22 protein-coding genes are annotated in these 21,343 nt (G+C 28.3%); 3 read left to right on the top strand and 19 right to left on the bottom strand.

The annotated features are described in order from the left end of the window. The 4 genes from AC11VW_RS04125 to AC11VW_RS04110 all read right to left on the bottom strand — a co-directional run. On the bottom strand, positions 1-114 hold a 114-nt coding region (locus tag AC11VW_RS04125; RefSeq protein ID WP_484300127.1), incomplete at its 3' end, for a cold-shock protein. A 228-nt stretch (positions 115-342) separates the two neighbouring features. Continuing rightward, positions 343-534, bottom strand: coding sequence for a YwbE family protein (locus AC11VW_RS04120; protein WP_484300125.1), 192 nt, complete (start codon positions 532-534; stop codon positions 343-345). A 62-nt stretch (positions 535-596) separates the two neighbouring features. Then, positions 597-2,663 (bottom strand): tetratricopeptide repeat-containing diguanylate cyclase, encoded by a 2,067-nt coding sequence (locus tag AC11VW_RS04115; protein WP_484300124.1) that lies wholly within the window; start codon positions 2,661-2,663, stop codon positions 597-599. 312 nt (positions 2,664-2,975) lie between these two features. After that, positions 2,976-3,656, bottom strand: a complete 681-nt coding sequence (locus tag AC11VW_RS04110; RefSeq protein WP_484300123.1) for a hypothetical protein — start codon at positions 3,654-3,656, stop codon at positions 2,976-2,978. 302 nt (positions 3,657-3,958) lie between these two features. Here AC11VW_RS04110 and AC11VW_RS04105 point away from each other — a divergent pair, with 302 nt between their 5' ends. Beyond that, a complete protein-coding gene (locus AC11VW_RS04105) occupies positions 3,959-4,777 on the top strand; it encodes a carbon-nitrogen hydrolase family protein (protein WP_484300122.1) in 819 nt (272 codons plus the stop codon). A gap of 162 nt (positions 4,778-4,939) precedes the next feature. Here the strand turns inward: AC11VW_RS04105 and AC11VW_RS04100 are convergent, their stop codons facing one another. From AC11VW_RS04100 to AC11VW_RS04030, 15 genes are all read right to left on the bottom strand, one after another. Continuing rightward, complete coding sequence (locus AC11VW_RS04100; RefSeq protein ID WP_484300126.1) at positions 4,940-5,872, bottom strand: transketolase family protein; 933 nt, start codon at positions 5,870-5,872, stop codon at positions 4,940-4,942. Further along, positions 5,869-6,696 (bottom strand): transketolase, encoded by an 828-nt coding sequence (locus tag AC11VW_RS04095; protein ID WP_484300121.1) that lies wholly within the window; start codon positions 6,694-6,696, stop codon positions 5,869-5,871. Before AC11VW_RS04095 ends, AC11VW_RS04100 begins: the two co-directional genes overlap by 4 nt. Positions 6,697-6,809: 113 nt before the next feature. Continuing rightward, entirely contained in the window at positions 6,810-7,919 is a 1,110-nt protein-coding gene (locus tag AC11VW_RS04090) for a DUF362 domain-containing protein (RefSeq protein WP_484300120.1), read from the bottom strand. Between the two features lie 396 nt (positions 7,920-8,315). After that, positions 8,316-8,882 (bottom strand): nitroreductase family protein, encoded by a 567-nt coding sequence (locus AC11VW_RS04085; RefSeq protein WP_484300119.1) that lies wholly within the window; start codon positions 8,880-8,882, stop codon positions 8,316-8,318. A 154-nt stretch (positions 8,883-9,036) separates the two neighbouring features. Then, positions 9,037-9,279 carry a hypothetical protein gene (locus tag AC11VW_RS04080; RefSeq protein ID WP_484300118.1) on the bottom strand — a complete coding sequence of 81 codons (243 nt, stop codon included), beginning with the start codon at positions 9,277-9,279 and terminating at the stop codon, positions 9,037-9,039. Between the two features lie 441 nt (positions 9,280-9,720). Continuing rightward, a complete protein-coding gene (locus AC11VW_RS04075; RefSeq protein ID WP_484300117.1) occupies positions 9,721-9,981 on the bottom strand; it encodes an HPr family phosphocarrier protein in 261 nt (86 codons plus the stop codon). 213 nt (positions 9,982-10,194) lie between these two features. Continuing rightward, on the bottom strand, positions 10,195-11,355 hold the full coding sequence (locus AC11VW_RS04070) for a SpoIIE family protein phosphatase (protein WP_484300116.1): 1,161 nt from the start codon (positions 11,353-11,355) through the stop codon (positions 10,195-10,197). Continuing rightward, complete coding sequence (locus AC11VW_RS04065; RefSeq protein WP_484300115.1) at positions 11,355-13,085, bottom strand: [Fe-Fe] hydrogenase large subunit C-terminal domain-containing protein; 1,731 nt, start codon at positions 13,083-13,085, stop codon at positions 11,355-11,357. The genes AC11VW_RS04070 and AC11VW_RS04065 overlap by 1 nt, the downstream gene beginning before the upstream one ends. A 12-nt stretch (positions 13,086-13,097) precedes the next feature. Then, a complete protein-coding gene (locus AC11VW_RS04060; protein ID WP_484300114.1) occupies positions 13,098-13,343 on the bottom strand; it encodes a (2Fe-2S) ferredoxin domain-containing protein in 246 nt (81 codons plus the stop codon). Between the two features lie 185 nt (positions 13,344-13,528). Continuing rightward, positions 13,529-14,191: an amino acid ABC transporter ATP-binding protein gene (locus AC11VW_RS04055; protein ID WP_484300113.1), complete on the bottom strand. Its 663-nt coding sequence runs from the start codon at positions 14,189-14,191 to the stop codon at positions 13,529-13,531. 11 nt (positions 14,192-14,202) lie between these two features. Further along, positions 14,203-14,814, bottom strand: a complete 612-nt coding sequence (locus AC11VW_RS04050; RefSeq protein ID WP_484300112.1) for an amino acid ABC transporter permease — start codon at positions 14,812-14,814, stop codon at positions 14,203-14,205. 18 nt (positions 14,815-14,832) lie between these two features. Further along, the gene (locus AC11VW_RS04045) at positions 14,833-15,621 is read right to left on the bottom strand and encodes an amino acid ABC transporter substrate-binding protein (RefSeq protein WP_484300111.1); all 789 of its coding nucleotides are present in this window, start codon (positions 15,619-15,621) and stop codon (positions 14,833-14,835) included. Positions 15,622-16,026: 405 nt separating this feature from the next. Beyond that, positions 16,027-16,935 (bottom strand): exonuclease domain-containing protein, encoded by a 909-nt coding sequence (locus AC11VW_RS04040; RefSeq protein WP_484300110.1) that lies wholly within the window; start codon positions 16,933-16,935, stop codon positions 16,027-16,029. Between the two features lie 99 nt (positions 16,936-17,034). Further along, positions 17,035-17,769 (bottom strand): NERD domain-containing protein, encoded by a 735-nt coding sequence (locus AC11VW_RS04035; RefSeq protein WP_484300109.1) that lies wholly within the window; start codon positions 17,767-17,769, stop codon positions 17,035-17,037. 88 nt (positions 17,770-17,857) lie between these two features. Next, complete coding sequence (locus AC11VW_RS04030; protein ID WP_484300108.1) at positions 17,858-18,220, bottom strand: HIT family protein; 363 nt, start codon at positions 18,218-18,220, stop codon at positions 17,858-17,860. Positions 18,221-18,618: 398 nt separating this feature from the next. On the opposite strand from AC11VW_RS04030, the gene dndC reads away from it, so the two are divergent. After that, entirely contained in the window at positions 18,619-20,085 is a 1,467-nt protein-coding gene (gene dndC / locus AC11VW_RS04025) for a DNA phosphorothioation system sulfurtransferase DndC (protein WP_484300107.1), read from the top strand. Continuing rightward, a partial coding sequence (locus AC11VW_RS04020) for an AAA family ATPase (RefSeq protein ID WP_484300106.1) occupies positions 20,072-21,343 on the top strand: 1,272 nt, incomplete at its 3' end. The genes dndC and AC11VW_RS04020, both read left to right, overlap by 14 nt.

The raw sequence follows: 21,343 nt of genomic DNA, 5'->3' as shown, positions 1-21,343 counted from the left end.
GAATCCATCAGTTTGTATAGCTGAGAAATGTGCGAATACATCATCTCCACCTTCTACTGATATAAATCCAAAACCTTTTTCGTTGTTAAACCATTTTACTGTTCCGTTAGTCATTTTAAATTCTCCTTAACCTTTTTCACAAAGGCTTTTCTTTTATATTTATTACATATATGATTATATAACATATTTGAAATAATATATACCCTTTTTTGAAATTTTTTTTAAAATTAATATATTTATATTAAAATTGGTATATTAAAAGTTGTAATTTCTCCATCTAAACATTAAAAAGATGACCTATAAATAGATCACCTTAACTAATATTTAATATATTCAATTTTCTTATAGAATTTCTTTAACTCTTCCAACAATCCCACTCTCAAGCATTACCTTGATTCCATGATGATGGTTTGGAGACTTTGTAAGTAGTCTTTGAACTACTCCCTCAGTTAAATTACCACTACGTTGATCTTGCTTTTGAACTACTAAAACTTTAGTTCCTACTTTTATATCTGCTCTTTTAGTTCCATCCATAATTTGATTACCTATATTCTTTCTTATTTTTTTAGTATTTTACTTTTAACTACCTACTACTCTTATTTTACATTCTCTATATGTATGTATGTATTTCTTCCTTCTTGCTTTGCTTTATATAAAGCGTCATCTGCTTTTTTGATATATTCATCATAATCTTTAGCTGATCCAATATATGCAGTAGTTATACCGATACTGAGTGTAATTATATCACTAACTTCTGAGTATTTATGCTCTATATTAAGATTGTGTATATTTTTTCTTACTCTTTCAACTACATCTATTGATTCATATTTGTTGGTATTTAACATAATTATAGTGAATTCTTCTCCTCCGTATCTAGCTACGAAATCTAAATTTCTACATGATTGTTTTATTGTCTTTGCTACTAGTTCTAGTATTACATCTCCTTCTGGATGTCCATAATTATCATTGTATTTTTTAAAGTAATCTATATCTATCATTGCAAAGGAAATAGGCATGTGCGTTTTTTTGTATAAAGCCCAATTCCCTGCTAAATACTCATCTAATGCTCTTCTATTTGGCAGCTTTGTTAATGCATCTGTTATGCTTAAATCTTTAAATAGTTTATTTAGCCTATTTATTTCTCTATTTTTATTATATATAAAACTACTAAATACTATAATAACTGTAGTTATAATAAATAATCCTATCAATAATACTCTCATTCTATCTTTAGATTCCTCTAGTTGAGATATCTTCTGTAGATTTTTCTTATTTTCAAACTCTTTAAGTAGATATTGTGAATATTGGTCACTTTTGTCATTTTTTAACTTTTTTTGTATCTCATTATTTTTTTCTAAATATTTCATTGCACTATCATAATCTCCAAGATTTTTGTAATCTAAGTATATATTATATGTATTAATATCTTTAAGATATGATAAGCCTCTTTCATTTGTTAATTTTTCTGCATACTTGTGGTGTATTAAAGCCTCTTCATAGTTTTCTAGTTTATAATCTATGTCACCATATTCTTGTGCTATTGTTATATCTAAGTCATAAAAACTAAAAGATTTACTTTTTTCAAATCTATTAGCTGCTACATCTAATAATCTTTTGGCTTCTAATGGATTGTCTAGTCTTGTTTCTAAGTCAGCTTTATCCACATACATACAAGTTATAAAATCTTCTTTATCAATTCCATCCTTTTGTTTTTTAATACTTTTATCAAGAAGACTAAGATATATTTTGGCCTTTTCATAATCACCTATTTGAGTGTAAGCTTCACATAGATTTAATAAAGCATAGGACTTACTGTCTGCATCTTCATAAGGATCGTCTAAATTATACTCAAGTGACTTTTTAAAATAATTTATTCCCTCACTATAATCTCCTGTAAGCAAATAATCAAGCCCAATATCTATTAGTATATCTAATGATTTTTTATTTGATTTTTTTTCTTCACATATACTTAAAGCTTCTAACTTGTATTTTATTCCTTCAACCATTTTATCTGCATACCAGTATGTTATTCCTAGTGTTAAATACACATCTTCTATTTTCTTATAGTTAATTTCTTTTGCTAATTTTAAGGTATCTTCCATTAGTTGTAATGCCTCATTTATACCATTAGGCATTTCTATTATATCTTTACTTCTTGCTAAGCATAATTTTACTAATTTTTCATTCATATTTTCTGCTTTGCATATAGGTATTAATTTTTCAAACATTTCTTTTGATTTTTCATATTCTTCTTCATTTAAGTATGTTTTACTTAATTCATAATATACTTGTACTTTTAATTTTGGATATGTTTCTTTTTCAAAGTAGCTTATTGATTTATTAAACTTTTCAATTGCTTCCTTATTTTTCAAATCAATAGTATCAATGTAGCCAGAAATAAAATTAGCCTTACATAAAATATCCTTATTTGTTGAGTTTTCTAAAATGTTTTCTATATCTATTTTAAATTTATTTATATTATCTTTATGAAAATTATCAATCTCATGAGACATTACATCTTTTAACATTTCATCAATATTATTATCATCGGTTGTATGTGTATGTTGATTGCTATGTATTTTGCCATATACTAAGGATGTAGTTCCTAATATTAGGCTTAATATTATTGCTATAAATATACTAGTTTTTTTATTTTGCTTCATAATCTCCCCCCAATAATGTCGTTTTATATATTTTTTTGTCATATCAAGGTATATTATACTATATTTTCTATTATTTATATAAAGGTATATTATACTATATTTTCTATTATTAGTTTTATACTTGCCATTGTCTTATTTTGTTTATATAACAAATCAAAAACTATAAAAGGGATATAACATAGTTATACCCCCTAGGAAACTCATCGTTTTTCTCATGATTATTTAATAAATATTAAGCTTATATTAAACTATTTTAATATTATATATACAGTATAATTACTTAAATAGAATGTGCTTTTCATACGTTTTATATTAATTTGCACTTAAATTCTGCTCATTTTCGTTATTATCTTTAGATTTATTTGCTAATGCTAATATCAAGCCTAAAGCAATTGATAAAAACGCAGATGCTATTACTCTATACTGAGCAGGTAATAAAAATACCATTGTATGACATGGTATCCAGAAAAATGGTATAGTCTTTAATAAACTAAAATTTATATATGTGTACCAGTCTATTTTACTAACTAAATATTTTAAATCAACATTTTTTTCTTTTGATTTGCATTTTTCGTCTATATAAGTATCTGTGAACTTATGAAATAAAAATACAACCGGAGATAGTGTTATATTCATAGCCATACTTGTTAATAGTGCATGTGCAAATACAGAATTCATAAAAGGAAGCATTCCTTTTGACTGAGCACTTGCTACTCCAGTTGGAAAAATAAGTAATGATAATGAAAGAGCTAATCCTATCACTCCCCAAACTGCGGCCTTATAAATTGAACCTTCTGGTTTTCTCCAATTCCCACTTACTATCCTTGCACCAAGTAAATCTCCCATAGTAGCTAGAATCGCAAATTTGAAAAATGCTGCTATGTATGGATGAGTTTCTGTAGCTTCCATAAATGCTGCCCTTGTACTAGGTACAACTAAAATAGATATTATTAATAATAGCAATGCTCCCCATATAAAATCCCCTTTTTTCATTATATCCCTCCTAATTTTTTAAATAAAATTCCATTTATTGTTTTAGAGCTATCTATTGATTGTTATAATTCTGATATAATTAACTTTTATGTATACCAGAAATACTTCTCTTGAATATTGATACTTATCCACTACTGATATAATTCGTCTTTTTGCTTCATTCTCCTTTATATAATTCCATTTTAATTTATATCTTTTTTTTAATATAGCAAAAACGTGTTATTTAAAATAAATATAAAGGGTTTAGTAATTATATAAAGAATTTCATAATCAATATATTATTTTAATGGAGTGATAAATATATGAAATCCTTAAAAATTGCAGTTATTCAAATGCAAGTTGAAGAAGATAAATCAAAAAATCTTGAGACTGCTAATAACTTTATAAAAGAAGCCTGTAAGCATAAAATAGACATGGCAATACTCCCAGAAATGTTTTTTTGTCCTTATAAAACTTCAAACTTTCCAATATATGCAGAAAGTGAGAAAGGCCAGTCTTATAAGTTTCTTTCTAATGTAGCTAAAGCAAACAAAATCTATTTAGTTGCTGGCTCTATGCCTGAAAAAGATGAGAATGGTAATATTTTTAATACTTCCTACGTATTTGATAGGGATGGAAATCAAATAGGAAAACATAGAAAAGTACATCTCTTTGATATACAAATAGATGGTGGACAACACTTTAGGGAATCTGATACACTTTGCCCAGGAAATGAAACAACTGTATTTAATACTGAATTTGGAAAGTTTGGTCTAGCTATTTGCTATGACTTTAGATTCCCTGAATTAGCTCGTATTATGGTTGATAAAGGAGCTAATGCTATTATAGTTCCTGCTGCTTTTAACATGACTACAGGACCTGCTCACTGGGATATTATGTTTAAGTCACGAGCTATTGATAATCAAGTCTACACTATTGGTTGTGCTCCTAGTCGAAATTATGATTCTTGCTATGTTTCTTATGGAAATTCTATTGCAGTTTCTCCTTGGGGTGAGGTTATTGAGCGTATGGATGATAAAGAAGGTTATTTTGTATGTACTCTTGATTTTGATTATGTTGATAAAATCAGAAAAGAACTTCCCCTTCTTGCTCATAGAAGAAGCGACTTATACAGCATTTAGAATATTGACTACATGAAATCTATAATTATATTTTGTAATACCAAAAGAGGAACTATCTTCTATTTTTAGATAGCTCCTCTTTTAATTTTTCCGATATTTTTATTTTATTTCTAGCTTTGCCTGTAATTTTAATATTTTAAAAGTTTATTTATATTATATAGATTATTTATTAAAATTCTCTTTTACTATATTAACTATATTTTCTGCTGTTAATCCATGTTTTTCTAATAATGCTTGTGGTGTTGCAGATTCTCCAAACACATCATTTATTCCTAACTTAACGACTTTCGTTGGAACTGTTTCAGATGTAACTCCTGCTACTATGTGACCAAGTCCACCTATAACAGAATGTTCTTCACAAGTTAATATAAACTTTGTTTCTTTAGCTGCTTTTTCTATTATAGCTCTATCTATAGGCTTTATAGTAGGCATATGTATAAGTCTTACGTCTATACCTTGTTCCTTAAGAGTTTCACAAGCTACTTTTGCCATAGCTGTCATAAGTCCTGTAGCTATTATAGTACAATCATTACCTTCTTTTACACATACACCTTTCCCGTATTCAAAGTTGTAGCTATCATCAAATATATCTTCACTGTTAAGTCTTCCAAGTCTTATATATACAGGTCCTACATGTTTAGCTGCATATTTTATTATTTCATTAGTTTCTCTAGCATCTGCAGGAACTAATATACTCATATTAGGTAGTGAGTTCATTATAGCTATATCTTCTATAGATTGATGAGATCCACCATCTTCCCCTACTGTTATACCTGCATGAGTTGCTGCTATTTTTACATTTGCTTTTGGATAACATATAGAGTTTCTTATTATTTCAAAAGCTCTTCCTGTTGCAAATACTGCAAAAGTACTAGCAAATGGTACTTTACCGTATCTAGCTAATCCTGCACTCATTCCTAAAAGATTTTGTTCTGCTATACCAGCATTTATAAATCTTTCTGGGTAAGCTTTTGCAAAATCTGCTGTTTTAGTAGATTTCGAAAGGTCTGCATCTAATACGACTATATCCTTATTTATTTCTCCTAATTCAACTAATGCTTTTCCATATGCCTCACGTGTTGCTAATCCCATTATAAGCACCCCTTTCTTGTCTCTTCTAATTCATTTATAGCTAAATCTCTTTGCTCAATGCTTGGTGCATTTCCATGCCAGCCTGCATTATCTTCCATGAAAGAAACACCTTTACCTTTTATAGTAGATGCTATTATAACTGTTGGCTTTTTATCTACTTTTTTAGCAGAGTTTAGAGCTTCTTCTATTTGTCCAAAATCATGGCCATCTATAGTTATTACATTCCATCCAAAGCTTTCAAATTTCTTATCTAAAGGCTTTATGTTCATTACATCTTCATTTCTACCATCTATTTGTAGAGTGTTGTAATCTATAAATGCTACTAAATTATCTAATTTATATTGAGCAGCACTCATAACAGCTTCCCAAACTAAGCCCTCTTGTAGCTCTCCATCTCCTAAAACTGTATATATTCTAGAATCTGTATTGTCTATTTTAGCACCTATTGCAAGTCCAACTGCATTTGATATACCTTGTCCTAAAGATCCTGTTGATATATCTATAGCTTTTATCTTCTTGCTATCTGGATGTCCTTGTAAATTAGATCCTAATTGTCTTAAAGTCATAAGCTCTTCTTTAGGTATAAATCCTCTTTCGCTTAAAGTTGCATATAAAACTGGTGCTGCATGACCTTTACTAAGTACAAAGTAATCTCTTTCTTTGCTATCTAAATTCTCTTCATTTATATTCATTTCTTTAAAATATAAGTATGTAAGTATTTCTGTTGCTGATAAAGATCCTCCTGGATGACCTGATTTAGACTTAGTTATCATTTCTACTATATTTTTTCTTATGTTTATAGCGTGGTTCTTTAATTCTTTATGCATATACTTTCCTCTTTCCTTTAATTTTTTGAGAAATAGCTTTCCTTAATCATTCATCTTAAATATTACCATTTTATAAAAATAAATTCAATGGTTCCAAAAAAGCTTATAAAATATTAAACTTCTATTAATTCATATTCTTTATTACCTAATCCTAGTTTAACAGCATGATCTATACATACTTCCCAGTTAGTCTCTGGATGAGTATTTATAAAATGATCATGTGTATGATGATGTTTTTCATCTAAATAACTTCCATGTATAACCGGTTGCTTATTAGCTGCATGAACACAAGCCATATCAAGAGCCACAGGATCAAATGATGCAAATATTCCTACATCAGGAATAATAGGAAGGTCATTTTCTGAATGACAATCACAATAAGGTGAAACATCTATTACTAAACTTATATGGAAATGATCTCTTCCGTTTAGTACAGCATATGAATACTCTGCTATTTTTTTATTTAATACATCATTAGCTTCATATGTTGATGCTACTACTGCATCAAAATTACATGTACCTATACAACGTCCACAACCTACACATTTATCATGATCTATACTAGCTTTTTTGTTTTCATCAAAACTAATAGCATCATGCGCACAAATTTTCATACATGCACCACAAGATACACATTTTCTACCCTTTATAACAGGCTTACCACTACAGTGCATTTCCATCTTACCTGCACGAGATCCACAACCCATTCCTATATTTTTTAAAGCTCCACCAAATCCAGTTGCTTCATGCCCCTTAAAATGGTTCATAGTAATAAATATATCTGCATCCATTATTGCTTGTCCTATTTTAGCTTCCTTTATGTACTCCCCATTCTCTACAGGTACAAGTGCTTCATCTGTTCCCTTAAGACCATCTGCAATTATAACATGACATCCTGTAGCAAAAGGATTGTATCCATTTTCATAGGCTGCATCTAAATGCTCAAGTGCATTTTTTCTTCTTCCCACATAAAGTGTATTACAATCTGTCAAGAATGGCTTTCCTCCTTGACTTTTTATTAAGTCCACTATTACTTTAGAGTAGTTAGGTCTTAAGTAAGACAAGTTCCCTGGTTCTCCTAAGTGAATTTTAATTGCTGCAAATTTTTCCTTAAAATCAATTTGTTCAATACCTGCTTTTCTAACTAACTTATCTAATTTTTGTAATAAGTTCATTGTTTGAGTAGTTCTTAAATTTGTGAAATATACTTTAGAATTTTGCATTATTATTTTCCTTCCCCTATTTTTTTTATATATAAATATTTTACTTAATATTTTAATACCTTTGTTAATAAGACAATTCTTGACTTCTACCAATCCATTATGTACACATCTTTTATCTTCTCAATAATAACATAAAATTATTAATTTCCACATAATATAATTATATATAAACTAACGTTTTATTTTAAGTACGCACATAGTAGTTACTTAGCGAAATTCAGATAACTATATAAAAAAGTCTTCAATTGAAGATTTAAAGGAAGACTTTTTTGAAGCACGTATACGAAAATTATATTTATCCACCGTTTTAAAATGAATATAATTTCTTATGTGCTATAAAAAAGATGCGTTATTATCTTATTTTCAGATAACAAAACATCTTTTATTAAATCATTTTTACTTTATATAATTTATCTTGTGCTCTTTTCTTGCTGGAGCATTTTGATCTTCCATCTTCTTATATCCCACTGGAATAGCATGCATCACCTTATAATTTTCTGGTATGCCACATTTTTCTCTATAAATTGGTCCTAATTCACTATCCTCAAACAGTGGTGCAGCTATTCCAACCCAACAAGTCCCTATTGATAAACTTTCAGCTACTAATAACATATTCTCAACTGCAGCAGAGCTATCTTCCATAGGTGTAATAGCTTGTTGATTTGCAGAAACTAATATTACTGTAGGAGCATTGTAGAATATATGTAATTTTTCATTTCCACCTAATTTTGTGACATCTTCATTTTCAGATTTTTTTAGTACAGATTTACCTTTTTCACTTATCTCATCTAATAACTCTTTATTTTGAATTACTGTAAAATGCCACGATTGAGTATTTGTACCACTTGGAGCCCAAAGTCCACCGTCTAAAATCATCTTTAATTCTTCATCTTTTATCTGCTCTTCTTTGTATGCTCTAACACTTCTTCTACTTTTTATAACATCTAAAACAACATTTGGCATTTTGCTACCTCCTCTATGAAATTTTTCTATATTAGCTTTCCCATTGGTGTAGTTCCTATTCCAAAAAAATACCTATGTCAGCTAGTTATATAAAGTTATATTTTATGGAGTAAGGGGTATTTTATTACTTGTATTTGCCTATTTCAAGTTAGTGCTACTTCATTTCTGACAGTCTCCATACGTTTGTTTTAGGGCTTGTAAATAAGTCATTCCCTTTAAAATCCTTATGATCTTTCCATCCATTTTTAAGTATTGTAAGCACTACAAAGCTTGATTCAGCTAATCCTGCATGGATTAGTACTTTTGCTATTTTACCAAATCTCATTTCGCCTTTTTCTTTTAGTAATTCTACTATCTTAGTTTCCATTACGTCCATTTGTTCTTGAGTGTATTTCATTGATTTTTCTCCTTTGGTGATTAAGTTTTATATTACTCTACAGCTATATTTTACGGGCTATTATATTTCTTTTATCCATTATAGCATATTTACATTGTTTAATATTTTAATACATAAAATAGGCTACAACATCTTAAATTTTTTAAAAGCAAAAAAGACTCTTCTTAGCCTTAGTTTTGGCAAGAAGAGCCTTTTCATACGTTTGTTATATTTCATTTTATATTTTTGTGTTTTGAATATTATTACTCTAATCTTTTATTAGACTAACTATATCATCAATTAGGTTTTTTATAAATATTGGTGATGAGGTTAACATAAAAGCGGATATTAATCCTACTAAATAATCATATGCTGTTAATGCCATAAGACCCTCTCCCATTACTTTATTTATATAGTATATGAAACTATAGACCAAGAGTTACCTCTATAATGCATCTTGCCTTATACCTTAATCCCTAATATATATTCTGCCAATTCATTGGCTGCTAATTCTTCATCTACTCCGATTGCTTCTATCTCTAGAGTATCCCCTTGACCAATGCCTATACAGCAAAGACCCAATACACTTTTTGCATTGATTTTTGCCTTTCCTTTTGTTATTAGTATCTCAGATTTATATGTTGATGCTTTTTTTATGATTTTTGTAGCTAATCTTTCGTGCATACCTATTTCATTAATTATTGTTATCTTTCTTGTTACCATAAAACTCACCCCCTTTTAAATCTGTTCATATTAATAACAGTATCTGAAAACGTTTTTATAGTCAACCAAATCCTTTATAAAATTTATTTTATTAGCATTAATTTTATTCCAAATTTACTAATTTAATACAATAAAAAAAATGTAAATAAATTTGTTTTGTGCAAACCTATCTACATCTTTTTTATTATATCATTTCATTTAAAGTTATATAGTTTAGTAAAATTCTACTTCTACTATCTTGCCTAAATTCATTAAAACTATTTTTAATTCATTTAATACATATAGCTTGATACTTAGCTCATTTGGAAAATCAGGATTTTGATGAGCAGGGTTAATTGCTCTTCCAATCATTAACTTTATATGAGTGCAATCTTCATATAACATTCTAGCTAGTTTAGATGCGCCATCCTGTTCATATAAAAATTTTGTTTGTGTTGTGTTTTGTATCTTTTGTAGTTTTTCAGTTGCCTTTTTTATTGTTAATACTCCTTCTGTAACAAGGTCTATACCTTTTATATACCCTATAGGAGGTATCTCTTTATCAATTATATCCAAACTTGTAGTTATTTCTTTTCCTAATTCCCTAGCAACAATATTTCCTGCAGTTCCACCACATACTATCTTTTTACCTCGAGTTGACATTATGTTATCTACTATTTTACTGTCTATATTAGGGTCTATTGGAGGACCTGAGAATAATATAGCTTTTTTAGGTTTCACTGCTTTTATAGTTGCCACAGTAGTATCATCTCCAGGTTCTTGCATATAAAGTTGATCACAGGCTCCTAATAATGAATTAGTAACTGTTTTAGCAGACATATTTCTATTAGTATTTTGTTTTAAATACTTTTCTATATCATCCCACTGCCAACCTAAGTTTAATACCTTTCCTACTCCAGCGTGAACTACTCCATCACTTACAAAAACTAATATATCTTTTTCTTCAAGTTTGAACTTACTTTCTTTTACTTTTCTTCCGTTTATTTCAGTTGTACTCCACTCAATTTTTTTAATTTGTCTATCAGTTAAAAAGAATATACTTGGATTGTCAAACTCCGCTACATATGCCATACCTTCCTTATCAACCTTTATAATAGTGAAAGTTGAATACGCTAAATTTCTTACAGCGCATACAGGAAGTGTATGTATAACAGTATCAACTACCTCCTCAATATGTAGTCCTTCCTTTAACATAGTTATAGCTATCTTAGCAGTTAATGTAGCTAATATATTCGCTTTTACACCACTACCCAAACCATCAGACAGCACAGCAATAAACTTTTCTTCATCATGATAAAACTCTACCTTGTCTCCACACAATTCTTCTCCATATTTATTTAAGCTATTACTTGCAAAATCTATAAAAAGTTTCATTATAAACCTACCTCTTCCTCTTGAATAAGATTTTTAAGTTGAGTTAATGTCACCTTCGTCTCTGCAGTTGTCTCACCTAAAAGACTAGCTATTTCTTGTGCTACTGTCATTTGTTTATTTATAACTTTTTGAGCCATATTAATAGAATCAATTTTCACCCTTTGCATTTTCTCTTGTATCTTTTCATCTTTAGTTATATCATCTGCAATCCATAACATAAGCTGATTTTTTTCTAACCATATTATACTTTGTATTACAGTCGCATTATTTTGATTAAGAATTGCTCTTTCTTTAAATACAGTCTTTTTACTTTCTTTTACCGTTTTAAAAATTTCTTCGTCTAAAAACATTGCTACAGGAAGACCCTTTGCGGTGTGTGTTGATATTTCAAAGAATTGTTCTGCAGCTGGATTTAATTGTACAATTTCTAATTCTCTATTTATTATAGATATTATGTTTGGTGTCATATCAAAAATTATATTTTTTAATCCCTCCGCTTTTTCTCTCATAAAAGGTAAACACATATTTACTTCAACCATATTGTTATATACTGCTATAGCTTTTTCCCTACAAGTGTGATATCCACAACTTCTACAATTTAATTCGTCTATTTTTTCATATTTTCCCATATCGTTTAGTATTTTTATTAACTCTTCACTACTTGGTTGCTTTAATAAAATTTCTTTAGGTCCAAACTCTTTATAAATCGATATATTTTCAAATTCCCCACTTAATACTTCATCACTTGCTAGTTCTTCACATTCATTACTTTTATTTTTAGAATATGATTTAGCATATTGTTTAAGATTTTCTCTACGTTCATAACAATCCACTCCATCATAAGGCATACCCGAACCACCTATACAACTATGTCTGCAACTATTCATTTCAATCAATGTATTTTTGAATTTTCCTTTTTTTACTTCTTCTAAAATTTTCATACAATCTTTAATACCATCAACTTGAATAATACTTTTTCTTGGATTTTTAGCTTCTATACGATTAGTTGGTCCACCTATTATAGGTAATAATCTTTTTTCCTTGCTGATATAATCAAAGGGCTCTTCTTCTAATTCTTTTAAATTAATATTTTCTTCTTTTAACCACTTTTCTAACTCTTCAAAAGTAAGAACTAAATCTATAGAATCATCATCGTGTCCATCCGATTTTTTCGCTAAGCATGGACCTATAAATACTACTCTAGTATCTTTTCCATATTTTTCTTTTAATACCCTACCATGAAATATTGATGGAGATGCTACTTGAATTATATTCTTTGTAAGTTCTGCATAGTATTTTTGAATAAGATTGTTTACCGATGGGCAAAAACTTGTTATATATGTATTATCATCATCTTTATTTGCATACTTCTCATACTCATCTATTATAGGATCTACAGTTGAAACAGCTTCTTCTATATAATCAAATCCCAATATCTTTAGAGCTTTTGGTAGTTTATTGCTATCTTTTCCAAAAATAGCTGCAAAACTGGGTGCTACAGATGCTACTACCTTTCTTTTCCCCCTAATATAGTGCTTTACCATTTCTTTTTCAGACTTTATTAGCTTAGCATTTTGAGGACATGCATTAAAGCACCTACCACAAACAATGCATCTTTCTTTTATTATTTGCGCTTGTTCATTTTTAACGCTAATAGCATGTACAGGACATTGTCTTACACACGCATAACAATTTTTACAATTCGTTTTTGAAAAACCTACAAACCACATAAAATATCCCCTTTATAAATATGCTATAAATTCATTTTCAAACATTTCTCTTGCATTTTCTTTTGACACAGATAATATTTTTTCATCCCATCTCTTAACTGAAACTGTATTTTTACATTCCCCTAAACAAAATGAACCACATAACTCTACTTGAGTTTCTAATTTATATTCTTTTATCAATTCTTTAAATATTTCTATAACTTCATATGAGCCTTTTATATGACAGGCGCTACCAATACATACCTTTATAGCTTTCATATAAATCACCTTCCCACTTTTTTCCAAATTATACTATGAGATAATTTTAGTTCAAATAGTACAATGTATCTACAAAAATATTTAAATTCTTTAATTTTATATTTTAAGATTAGCCATTTTTAACTAAAATAAGACTTTTCTTCCCCCCCCTTTTATACGGTAAGAAAAGTCTTTATTTTAATTTATTATATTGCTTTTTTAACTTCTTCTACTATTCCGTTATTAATATTTATAATCTTGTCACATACCTCATTTGCAAAATCTACATCATGGGTAATTATAAGTATTGTCATACCTTTCATTTTTAGCTGTTTAATTATTTTTACTACTCTTTTTATAGTATCTGAATCTAGTGCTGAAGTCGGTTCATCAAAGCAAAGTATTTTTGGCATTAATGCACACGATCTTGCTATAGCTACCCGTTGTTGTTGCCCCCCTGATAATTCACATGGATAAGCATCCATTTTATCTTCTAAATCTACTAATCTTAATAACTCCTTTGCAGTATCTATTGCTTCCTCTTTTGGTATTTTAAATACATTAACTGGCGATTCTATAATATTTTCTATTACAGACATATGAGGAAATAAATTGAAATTTTGAAACACCATTCCTATTTTCCCTCTTATTTTTTTAATATCTTTAGAGCTTCTTATTACCTCATTATCTACTATAATTTCTCCACTATCAAATTCTTCAAGTCCATTTATACATCTTAAAATAGTAGTTTTTCCAGCTCCCGATTTTCCTAATAATACTCCTATTTCTCCTTTATTTAGTTCAAACGAAATATTATTAAGTACTTTATTTTTATTAAATGATTTGTTTAAATTCGCTACCTTTAACATACAATGTCCTCCTATCTATAATATGAATATCTTTTTTCAAATACCTTAAATGCTTGAGTTAATATTGACACTAATATAAGATATATAATCGCTGCTTGTACTAATGGCATCAAGCTAGCTTGTTGATTTTGTGCGATTTGTGCTATTCTTAAAATATCATTCAATCCGATTGTATATACTATAGCTGTATCTTTTATTAATGTAATTATCTCATTTGACATTGCTGGTAATATACTCTTTGTTACTTGAGGAAATACTATCCTTTTGTACATTGTAAGTTTATCAAATCCTAGTACTAATGATGCTTCGTATTGACCTTTATTTATTGACTTTATACCCCCTCTGAATATCTCAGCGAAATACGCTGCATAATTAAGAGAAAATGCTACTATAGCAGCACTATATCTATCAAATACTATACCTAAAAGAGGTAACCCAAAGAATATGAATATCAGTTGTAAAAGTAGAGGCGTTCCCCTCATTACTAGTATATAAATTTTTGCTATTTGATTTATTATTCTATTTTTAGATAACCTAAGAAATGCTATTACAATACCAAATGGAATTGCTATTATCAGGGTTATAAAAAATATAGATAATGTAATTTTTAATCCGTCTATCATCTTATAAATTCTCCCTTCTTATTTAAACCATTTAGTATATATTTTATCGAAAGTCTTATCTTCTTTTATTTCTTTTATTGTGTTATTAACCTTGTCACGAAGCTCTGTATCATCTTTTCTAAAAGCTACTACATAATCTTCTTTTCCGAAATTATCTTCTAATACACTATATTTTTCTTCACCTTTTTTACTTATATAATATCTTGCTAATGTTTCATCTGCTACAACTACATCTACTCTTTTAGCTTCTAAATCTCTAAATACATTGTCAAATGTATCATAAAGTACTGGCTGACCGTTATCTAAGCTTTTCATAAGATCTGTATCTTTTTCTATAGCTTCAAGTGCTGCTGATCCTTGTTGAGTTCCTAATGCTTTGCCATTTATATCTTCTTTAGTTTTTATATCAGAATCTTTTAAAGTTATTATTAATTGCTTATTTTGTAAGTAAGGATCCGTATATGATACTTTTTCCTTTCTTTCATCTGTCAATGTGTATCCATTCCATATTGCATCTATATTTCCAGAGTTTAACTCAGCTTCTTTCATTGCCCAATCTATTGGTTGGAACTTAAATTTCATATCTAATCTTTTAAATGTTTCTGTAGCTAAATCAACGTCAAACCCTACCGTATCACCATTTTCGTCCATATATCCCATTGGTACATAAGTATTATCAAATCCTATTACGATTTCTTTTTCTGATACTTCCTTTTCGTTTTTAACAGGCTTCGTACATCCTACAACACCCATTATTGTTATTAAAGTTAATGAAGCCACTCCTATTTTTCTAAATATATTTTTCATGATTTTTATCTCCTTTAATTTTTATAGTGTAAATTTTTCCATTAAAAAAACCATATAGGCTTAATACCTATATGGTTAATAATTTTAATAATTATTTATATACCACCATAGATACCGCCTTAGTTTCAATACTAATAGGGCTTGTATCTATGAATTAATTTTCATATTACAATCCCTGGGTTCTATGATGATGGTGATTTAATTTTATATTCATTTTTTCTACAACTATAACTAAATTCACCATAACAAATTCCACCTCCATTTAAATAATTTTATAATTTTCATAATTTTTTTAATTTGTTATTTAATTAAGTTAAATAATAATATATATTTTTTTATACGTCAATTGTTTTTTTTTACCATTTAATACTTCAACATCATATTTATATCACAAATCACCAGCTTCTAAATATTTATTTCTAATAACTTCCAAAAATCAACTTCTTCAATAACTTGTAAATTTACACCCTCAGAAATCAAATTTTCAGCTCTTATTAGCTTACTACTCTTTTGTTTTTTGTTTAATCCTCTAAGACTTTGCATTCCTATAACTAAATAATTTGTATTTTTTGTTATTGAATTACTAGGTATTCCACCAACATTAGTAACCTTTTTCATTGCATCTACTCTTTTCATACTTTCTAATGTTCCGGTAAATACAATACTCTTTTTATAAAATGGGTGATCATTATTAAAATTGTAAGTCCCTGCCTTTATTTCATCTATATTTATTTCTCGTCTATGCTTATATTTTTTAATTCCAAAAGGTTTATATGCTCCACTGAATAGTTTGCCTTTTTCAATATTAAAATTATTTAATAAATCATCTATACTTTCATAGCCTGAATCTGATAATATATCTTGATATAAATTTAAGCATATAAGAGCGTCTTCACTTGCCTTACGGTGCTTAAACTCTATGTCTATGTACTGCAATTCCTCATATATAATTTTATTTAATTTCCAAGTACATAAATACTCAAAGGTCGGATACTTCATTTCATATTTATCACAAACATGTCTCAATATGCTAATATCAAAGCTGGCATTAGGTGATATAACTAAGGTATTTTCATCTATTAATTGATCTATAAATTCCCATACTTTTGGAAATGTTGGTGCTGCTTCTACCTTTTTTGGAGTTATGCCATGTATCTTAATATTTGATCCATCGAAATCTTCTTCTGGATTAATTAATAGTTCTTTGTTTAATTTTATTTCTCCACCTTCATAAAGTGCAATACCTATACTACAAGCACTACTTCTGCTTGAATTTGCGGTTTCAAAATCTATAGCTAATACTTTTTTGTTCACTTTAAAAATTTTCCTCCTTACTTAAGGATCTTAGATTTCTTTAATTTTATGTATATTTTCCCAATCATCATTTAAATTTACTGTACAAACCTTAACCATCTACAATTTATATGTATATTTACACTTAGGATACGAGCTACACCCAAGGAAATTTCCATACTGGCCTTTTCTTTGTACTAACTCACTCTTGCATCTTGGGCATGTCTTGCTATTTTTATCTAAGGTTTCTTTTATATTTTTCACATGTGCATTTATATCTTGTCTTATACTACCCATACTGGCTAAAACCTTATTTAAATATTCTTTTACTTCTTCATCAGTTAATATATTAATTCTATATGACTCTATAGTTGATAATAAATCACCCTCATTAATTACCTTTATATTATTACTACTTACATCTATCTTTTTTAATATAGCTTTATCACTAAATACTACCACAGAATATATTCCTTTGTTAGATCCGATTATCTCTTCTAATGCTTTTATATGACCGTAGTTTTGCAGTATTGGATTATAGAATGTATTTTTTGATTTGCCTATAACTTGAGTCCATGATTTGTCTCGCTCACTACCATATATACTTCCACTGAAGTTTTTATTTTCTATTACAAATATTCCATAATTAGATATTACTAGATGGTCTATTTGTGATGTTTTATTTTTACTTGGAATTAGTATATTATTTATTACTTTATATTTTTCTCTATCTAGTCTATGTAATCTTATTTCTTGTCTTACTTCACCAAAGGTTCCCTTTATATTTCCTTTGATTTCCTTACTTATACGCTTTTTTTCTTCTTTAAATAATTTGTTTATTATTGTCTTTAGCATATTTACTTTCCCCCAATTATTGCTTATTTCAATATATTTGGCTATGACGTAACGGTTCTTTACTACATATTTTTCTTTGTTCAATCTATTAATATTTCATCTTCTCAGGTATAACCCCTCTTACTCCACCTTGTGGTTCATTTGTATCTCCTTTATATCTAGGTATCAAATGAACATGAACATGCATTACAGTTTGTCCTGAGTCTTCCCCACAGTTAACTCCAACATTATATGCATCTGGTGAATATTTCTCATCGAGAAGTTTCTTTCCTTCATCCACAAGTTCAAATATAGCTTCTCTTTCTTCCCTTGTTATATCAAAGAAATCTTTAACATGTCTCTTAGGTATAAATAGTAAGTGTCCTTTTCCTACCGGGAACTTATCAAAAATTGCAAAGGCTAACTCATTTTCTAATACATAATCTTTTATCTCACAAAATACACAATTCATAATTTCCTCCTAATTTATACCTCGTATTTCGCTAGGTATGACCCCTATCGTGAAACCTGACGTAGGGGGCACATTATGTACTTTACTTAATTTTAAAATCTATTTTTATAATATTCCTTAGTTTCAAAATTTGTAGATAATCTTTTCATACTATTCTTACATATTATTATATATTATTATACATCTTATATTAATTTTATTAATATACTAACTTTCACAATAGAATATTTATTATTGAGAATACTAAAGTATATGTTTTGTATAAAAGATACTAATCAATACTATGACTTGTAATATTATGATATAATATTATAATTGGCGTAAATATATAAAGATCTTAGGTTTTAATACTTATTATCATATATTTACAAAATCCATATAGAAAGGACACATAGTATATGGCAATTAACTACTTTGACAATAATACATTAAATGATTTATGCGATGAAATGGAAGCCGTCTATCTTAATGATAATAGACCTTGGATACTAGGATATAGTGGCGGAAAAGATAGTAGTGCTACATTAGAGGTTACTTTTAAAATGCTTATGAGACTTCCTAAAGAAAAAAGACACAAGCCAATTTATGTAGTCTCATCTGATACACTTATAGAAAATCCAATAATACTTGATTATCTAAAAAATAATATAGATAAAATAAATGAAAGTGCTAAAAAGCATGATTTACCTATAATCGGACAAATCGTATACCCAGAACTTAATGATAGTTTTTGGGCTAACATAATTGGGAAGGGATACCCAACACCTAAATCTATACAATATCGTTGGTGTACTGAAAGACTTAAAATAAAACCTTCTAATAAATTTATAAAAGAAAAATTAGAACAAGAAGATGTGGTCGTACTTCTTGGCGTTCGTAGAGATGAAAGTTCTGCTAGAAAATCTAGAATTGAAAAAAGAGAAATAGAAGGCTATCTTCTTACTCCTCATGAAACACTAAAAGGTAAAAACAAATTAGCTTATGTATATACTCCTATAGTTGATTTTACTACAGATGATGTTTGGTCTGTTTTATATCATAATAATGATAATATAGTCGATTTTGGCAGAGAGTTTGGACCTTCTCCTGCTACTTCATGGGGTACTGATGCTATGGAGTTATTTGAAATGTATCTTAAAGGTTCAGGAGATTCAGGTGAATGTCCATTTATAGCTGATGAGTCTAGTGCTAAAAGTAGTTGTGGTAACAGTAGATTTGGATGTTGGATTTGTACTGTAGTTAAAGAAGATAAATCCTTAAATGGATTTATTGAATCTGGACATGATGAACTAAAACCACTTGTAGAATTTAGACGTTGGATATTATCAGAAAGAGATAAACCTGAAAATCGTAAGAAACATAAAAGGAATGGTTCAGTTGTTAAAAGAGACGGTAGAATTATGTTCGGCCCATTTACATTTGAAGCTAGACAAATGATTTTAAGAAAACTTTTAGAAACTCAACTTGAAATGCAAAAATTCTACCCTAATTTAGAACTCATAAATTTAGGTGAACTTAAAGCTATCGATGAAATTTGGGATAATGAAGAAGATTTAACTTCTACTACATTATTAGATATATATATGGAAATTACAAATAAAAATCTTCCTTGGTCTGAATATAAAAAACCAGTATTTGATTCTAGCACTTTAGATGTAATATCTGAAAAATGTGCTGAGTATAATATAAATTCAGATTTATTTAATAAGTTAATAATAGATACAAATAAATACAAACACTTTAGTAATAATACTAAACTAAAAACTTCTGTAGGAAAAATATTAAATCAACAGTGGCTTCATCAAGACATTGTACAAAAGATCGAGGAAGAAAGTAGCAAGGAGCTAGAATATGAAAATCAATAAACTCGTATTAAAAAACTTTAGATCTTATGAAGAAAAAACCACTTTTGATTTTGCTACTACTAGTGATAAAAATATTATCTTAGTAGGCGGTAAAAACGGAGCTGGTAAATCTACAATATTTGAAGCTATAAAACTTTGTATATATGGACCTATGGCTTACAAATACCAAGGATTCAATTCTTCATATATATCTAGAATTAAATCTAACATAAATAATAACTCACTAAAAAATGATACTGTTGATGCATTAGTATCAGTAGATATAGAAATCAGTGAAAATACAGAAAAAAATACTTATACATTAGCTAGACAATGGACTTTTAAAGATACAAAATTAGATGAAACTTTCTCTGTTTATAAAAACTTTTCAGTTTTTCCTTTAAATGAAGAAGAACTTAATTATTTTGAGAATTATATTACGTCTGTTATTTCTCCTAAAATATTTGAGTTTTTCTTTTTTGACGGAGAACATTTATCAGAGTTTTTTATAGGAAAGAATTCTAATATACATTTAAAACAATCACTTTTATCTCTTTGTAACTTCGATACATTTGATGTTCTAAAAAGCACTATAATTTCTACTAGTAAATCTAGTAAAAATGCCGATGATGAAATTGAAATTGCAAAAGAAAATTATTTAAACTCAGAAAATAAGATAAATGATTTAAATTCTAAAGAAACAATTTTATTTGATGAGCTACAAGAAGTTTCTAGCACACTTGAAGATTTACATCAGAAACAAATAAAAATCGAAAAAGAATTCAGAAAAAAAGGTGGAGTTTTAGCTGAAGAAAGAGAAACTTTTAATTCTAGAACTATAGAATTAGAAACTAGAAGATCTATAATTAATCAAGATATAAAGGATTTCTGTAATGAAATGCTACCGTTCTTAATAGTTAAAGATAAAATTCTTAACTTAGAAACACAACTTAAAAATGAAAGTGATAACTTATTATACTCTCATCTTAAGGATAAATTAAATATTGAATATATAAAGAGTTTACTTTTAAATAAAATAGATGATTCTTCATTAGATCAAATAGCTATAACTGTTTCTGAAGCTTTAGTTGATGATATAAAACCAAATACTTGTGATGAAACTTTTAAGCCTATTCATAATCTTTCTAATGATGAAAATAATGCTTTATTATCTTTAATAACTACTGTTTTAGTTTTTGATAATAGGTCTATCCTTAGCTTATTCGATGAATATAGAAATATATCAAGCGAATTAGCAGATATAAGATATAAGTTAAAT

Source organism: Romboutsia sp. (assembly GCF_056995035.1).
Note: the sequence above shows the minus strand (reverse complement) of the source record. Positions and strands in the feature narration are given on the sequence as shown.

Bases quoted from the DNA above. Each gene is read 5' to 3' on its own strand.
- AC11VW_RS04120 (WP_484300125.1), bottom strand. From the start codon at position 534: ATGGATGGAACTAAAAGAGCAGATATAAAAGTAGGAACTAAAGTTTTA.
- AC11VW_RS04115 (WP_484300124.1), bottom strand. From the start codon at position 2,663: ATGAAGCAAAATAAAAAAACTAGTATATTTATAGCAATAATATTAAGC.
- AC11VW_RS04110 (WP_484300123.1), bottom strand. From the start codon at position 3,656: ATGAAAAAAGGGGATTTTATATGGGGAGCATTGCTATTATTAATAATA.
- AC11VW_RS04105 (WP_484300122.1), top strand. From the start codon at position 3,959: ATGAAATCCTTAAAAATTGCAGTTATTCAAATGCAAGTTGAAGAAGAT.
- AC11VW_RS04095 (WP_484300121.1), bottom strand. From the start codon at position 6,696: ATGCATAAAGAATTAAAGAACCACGCTATAAACATAAGAAAAAATATA.
- AC11VW_RS04090 (WP_484300120.1), bottom strand. From the start codon at position 7,919: ATGCAAAATTCTAAAGTATATTTCACAAATTTAAGAACTACTCAAACA.
- AC11VW_RS04085 (WP_484300119.1), bottom strand. From the start codon at position 8,882: ATGCCAAATGTTGTTTTAGATGTTATAAAAAGTAGAAGAAGTGTTAGA.
- AC11VW_RS04080 (WP_484300118.1), bottom strand. From the start codon at position 9,279: ATGAAATACACTCAAGAACAAATGGACGTAATGGAAACTAAGATAGTA.
- AC11VW_RS04075 (WP_484300117.1), bottom strand. From the start codon at position 9,981: ATGGTAACAAGAAAGATAACAATAATTAATGAAATAGGTATGCACGAA.
- AC11VW_RS04070 (WP_484300116.1), bottom strand. From the start codon at position 11,355: ATGAAACTTTTTATAGATTTTGCAAGTAATAGCTTAAATAAATATGGA.
- AC11VW_RS04065 (WP_484300115.1), bottom strand. From the start codon at position 13,085: ATGTGGTTTGTAGGTTTTTCAAAAACGAATTGTAAAAATTGTTATGCG.
- AC11VW_RS04060 (WP_484300114.1), bottom strand. From the start codon at position 13,343: ATGAAAGCTATAAAGGTATGTATTGGTAGCGCCTGTCATATAAAAGGC.
- AC11VW_RS04055 (WP_484300113.1), bottom strand. From the start codon at position 14,191: ATGTTAAAGGTAGCGAATTTAAACAAATCATTTAATAAAAATAAAGTA.
- AC11VW_RS04050 (WP_484300112.1), bottom strand. From the start codon at position 14,814: ATGATAGACGGATTAAAAATTACATTATCTATATTTTTTATAACCCTG.
- AC11VW_RS04045 (WP_484300111.1), bottom strand. From the start codon at position 15,621: ATGAAAAATATATTTAGAAAAATAGGAGTGGCTTCATTAACTTTAATA.
- AC11VW_RS04035 (WP_484300109.1), bottom strand. From the start codon at position 17,769: ATGCTAAAGACAATAATAAACAAATTATTTAAAGAAGAAAAAAAGCGT.
- AC11VW_RS04030 (WP_484300108.1), bottom strand. From the start codon at position 18,220: ATGAATTGTGTATTTTGTGAGATAAAAGATTATGTATTAGAAAATGAG.
- dndC (WP_484300107.1), top strand. From the start codon at position 18,619: ATGGCAATTAACTACTTTGACAATAATACATTAAATGATTTATGCGAT.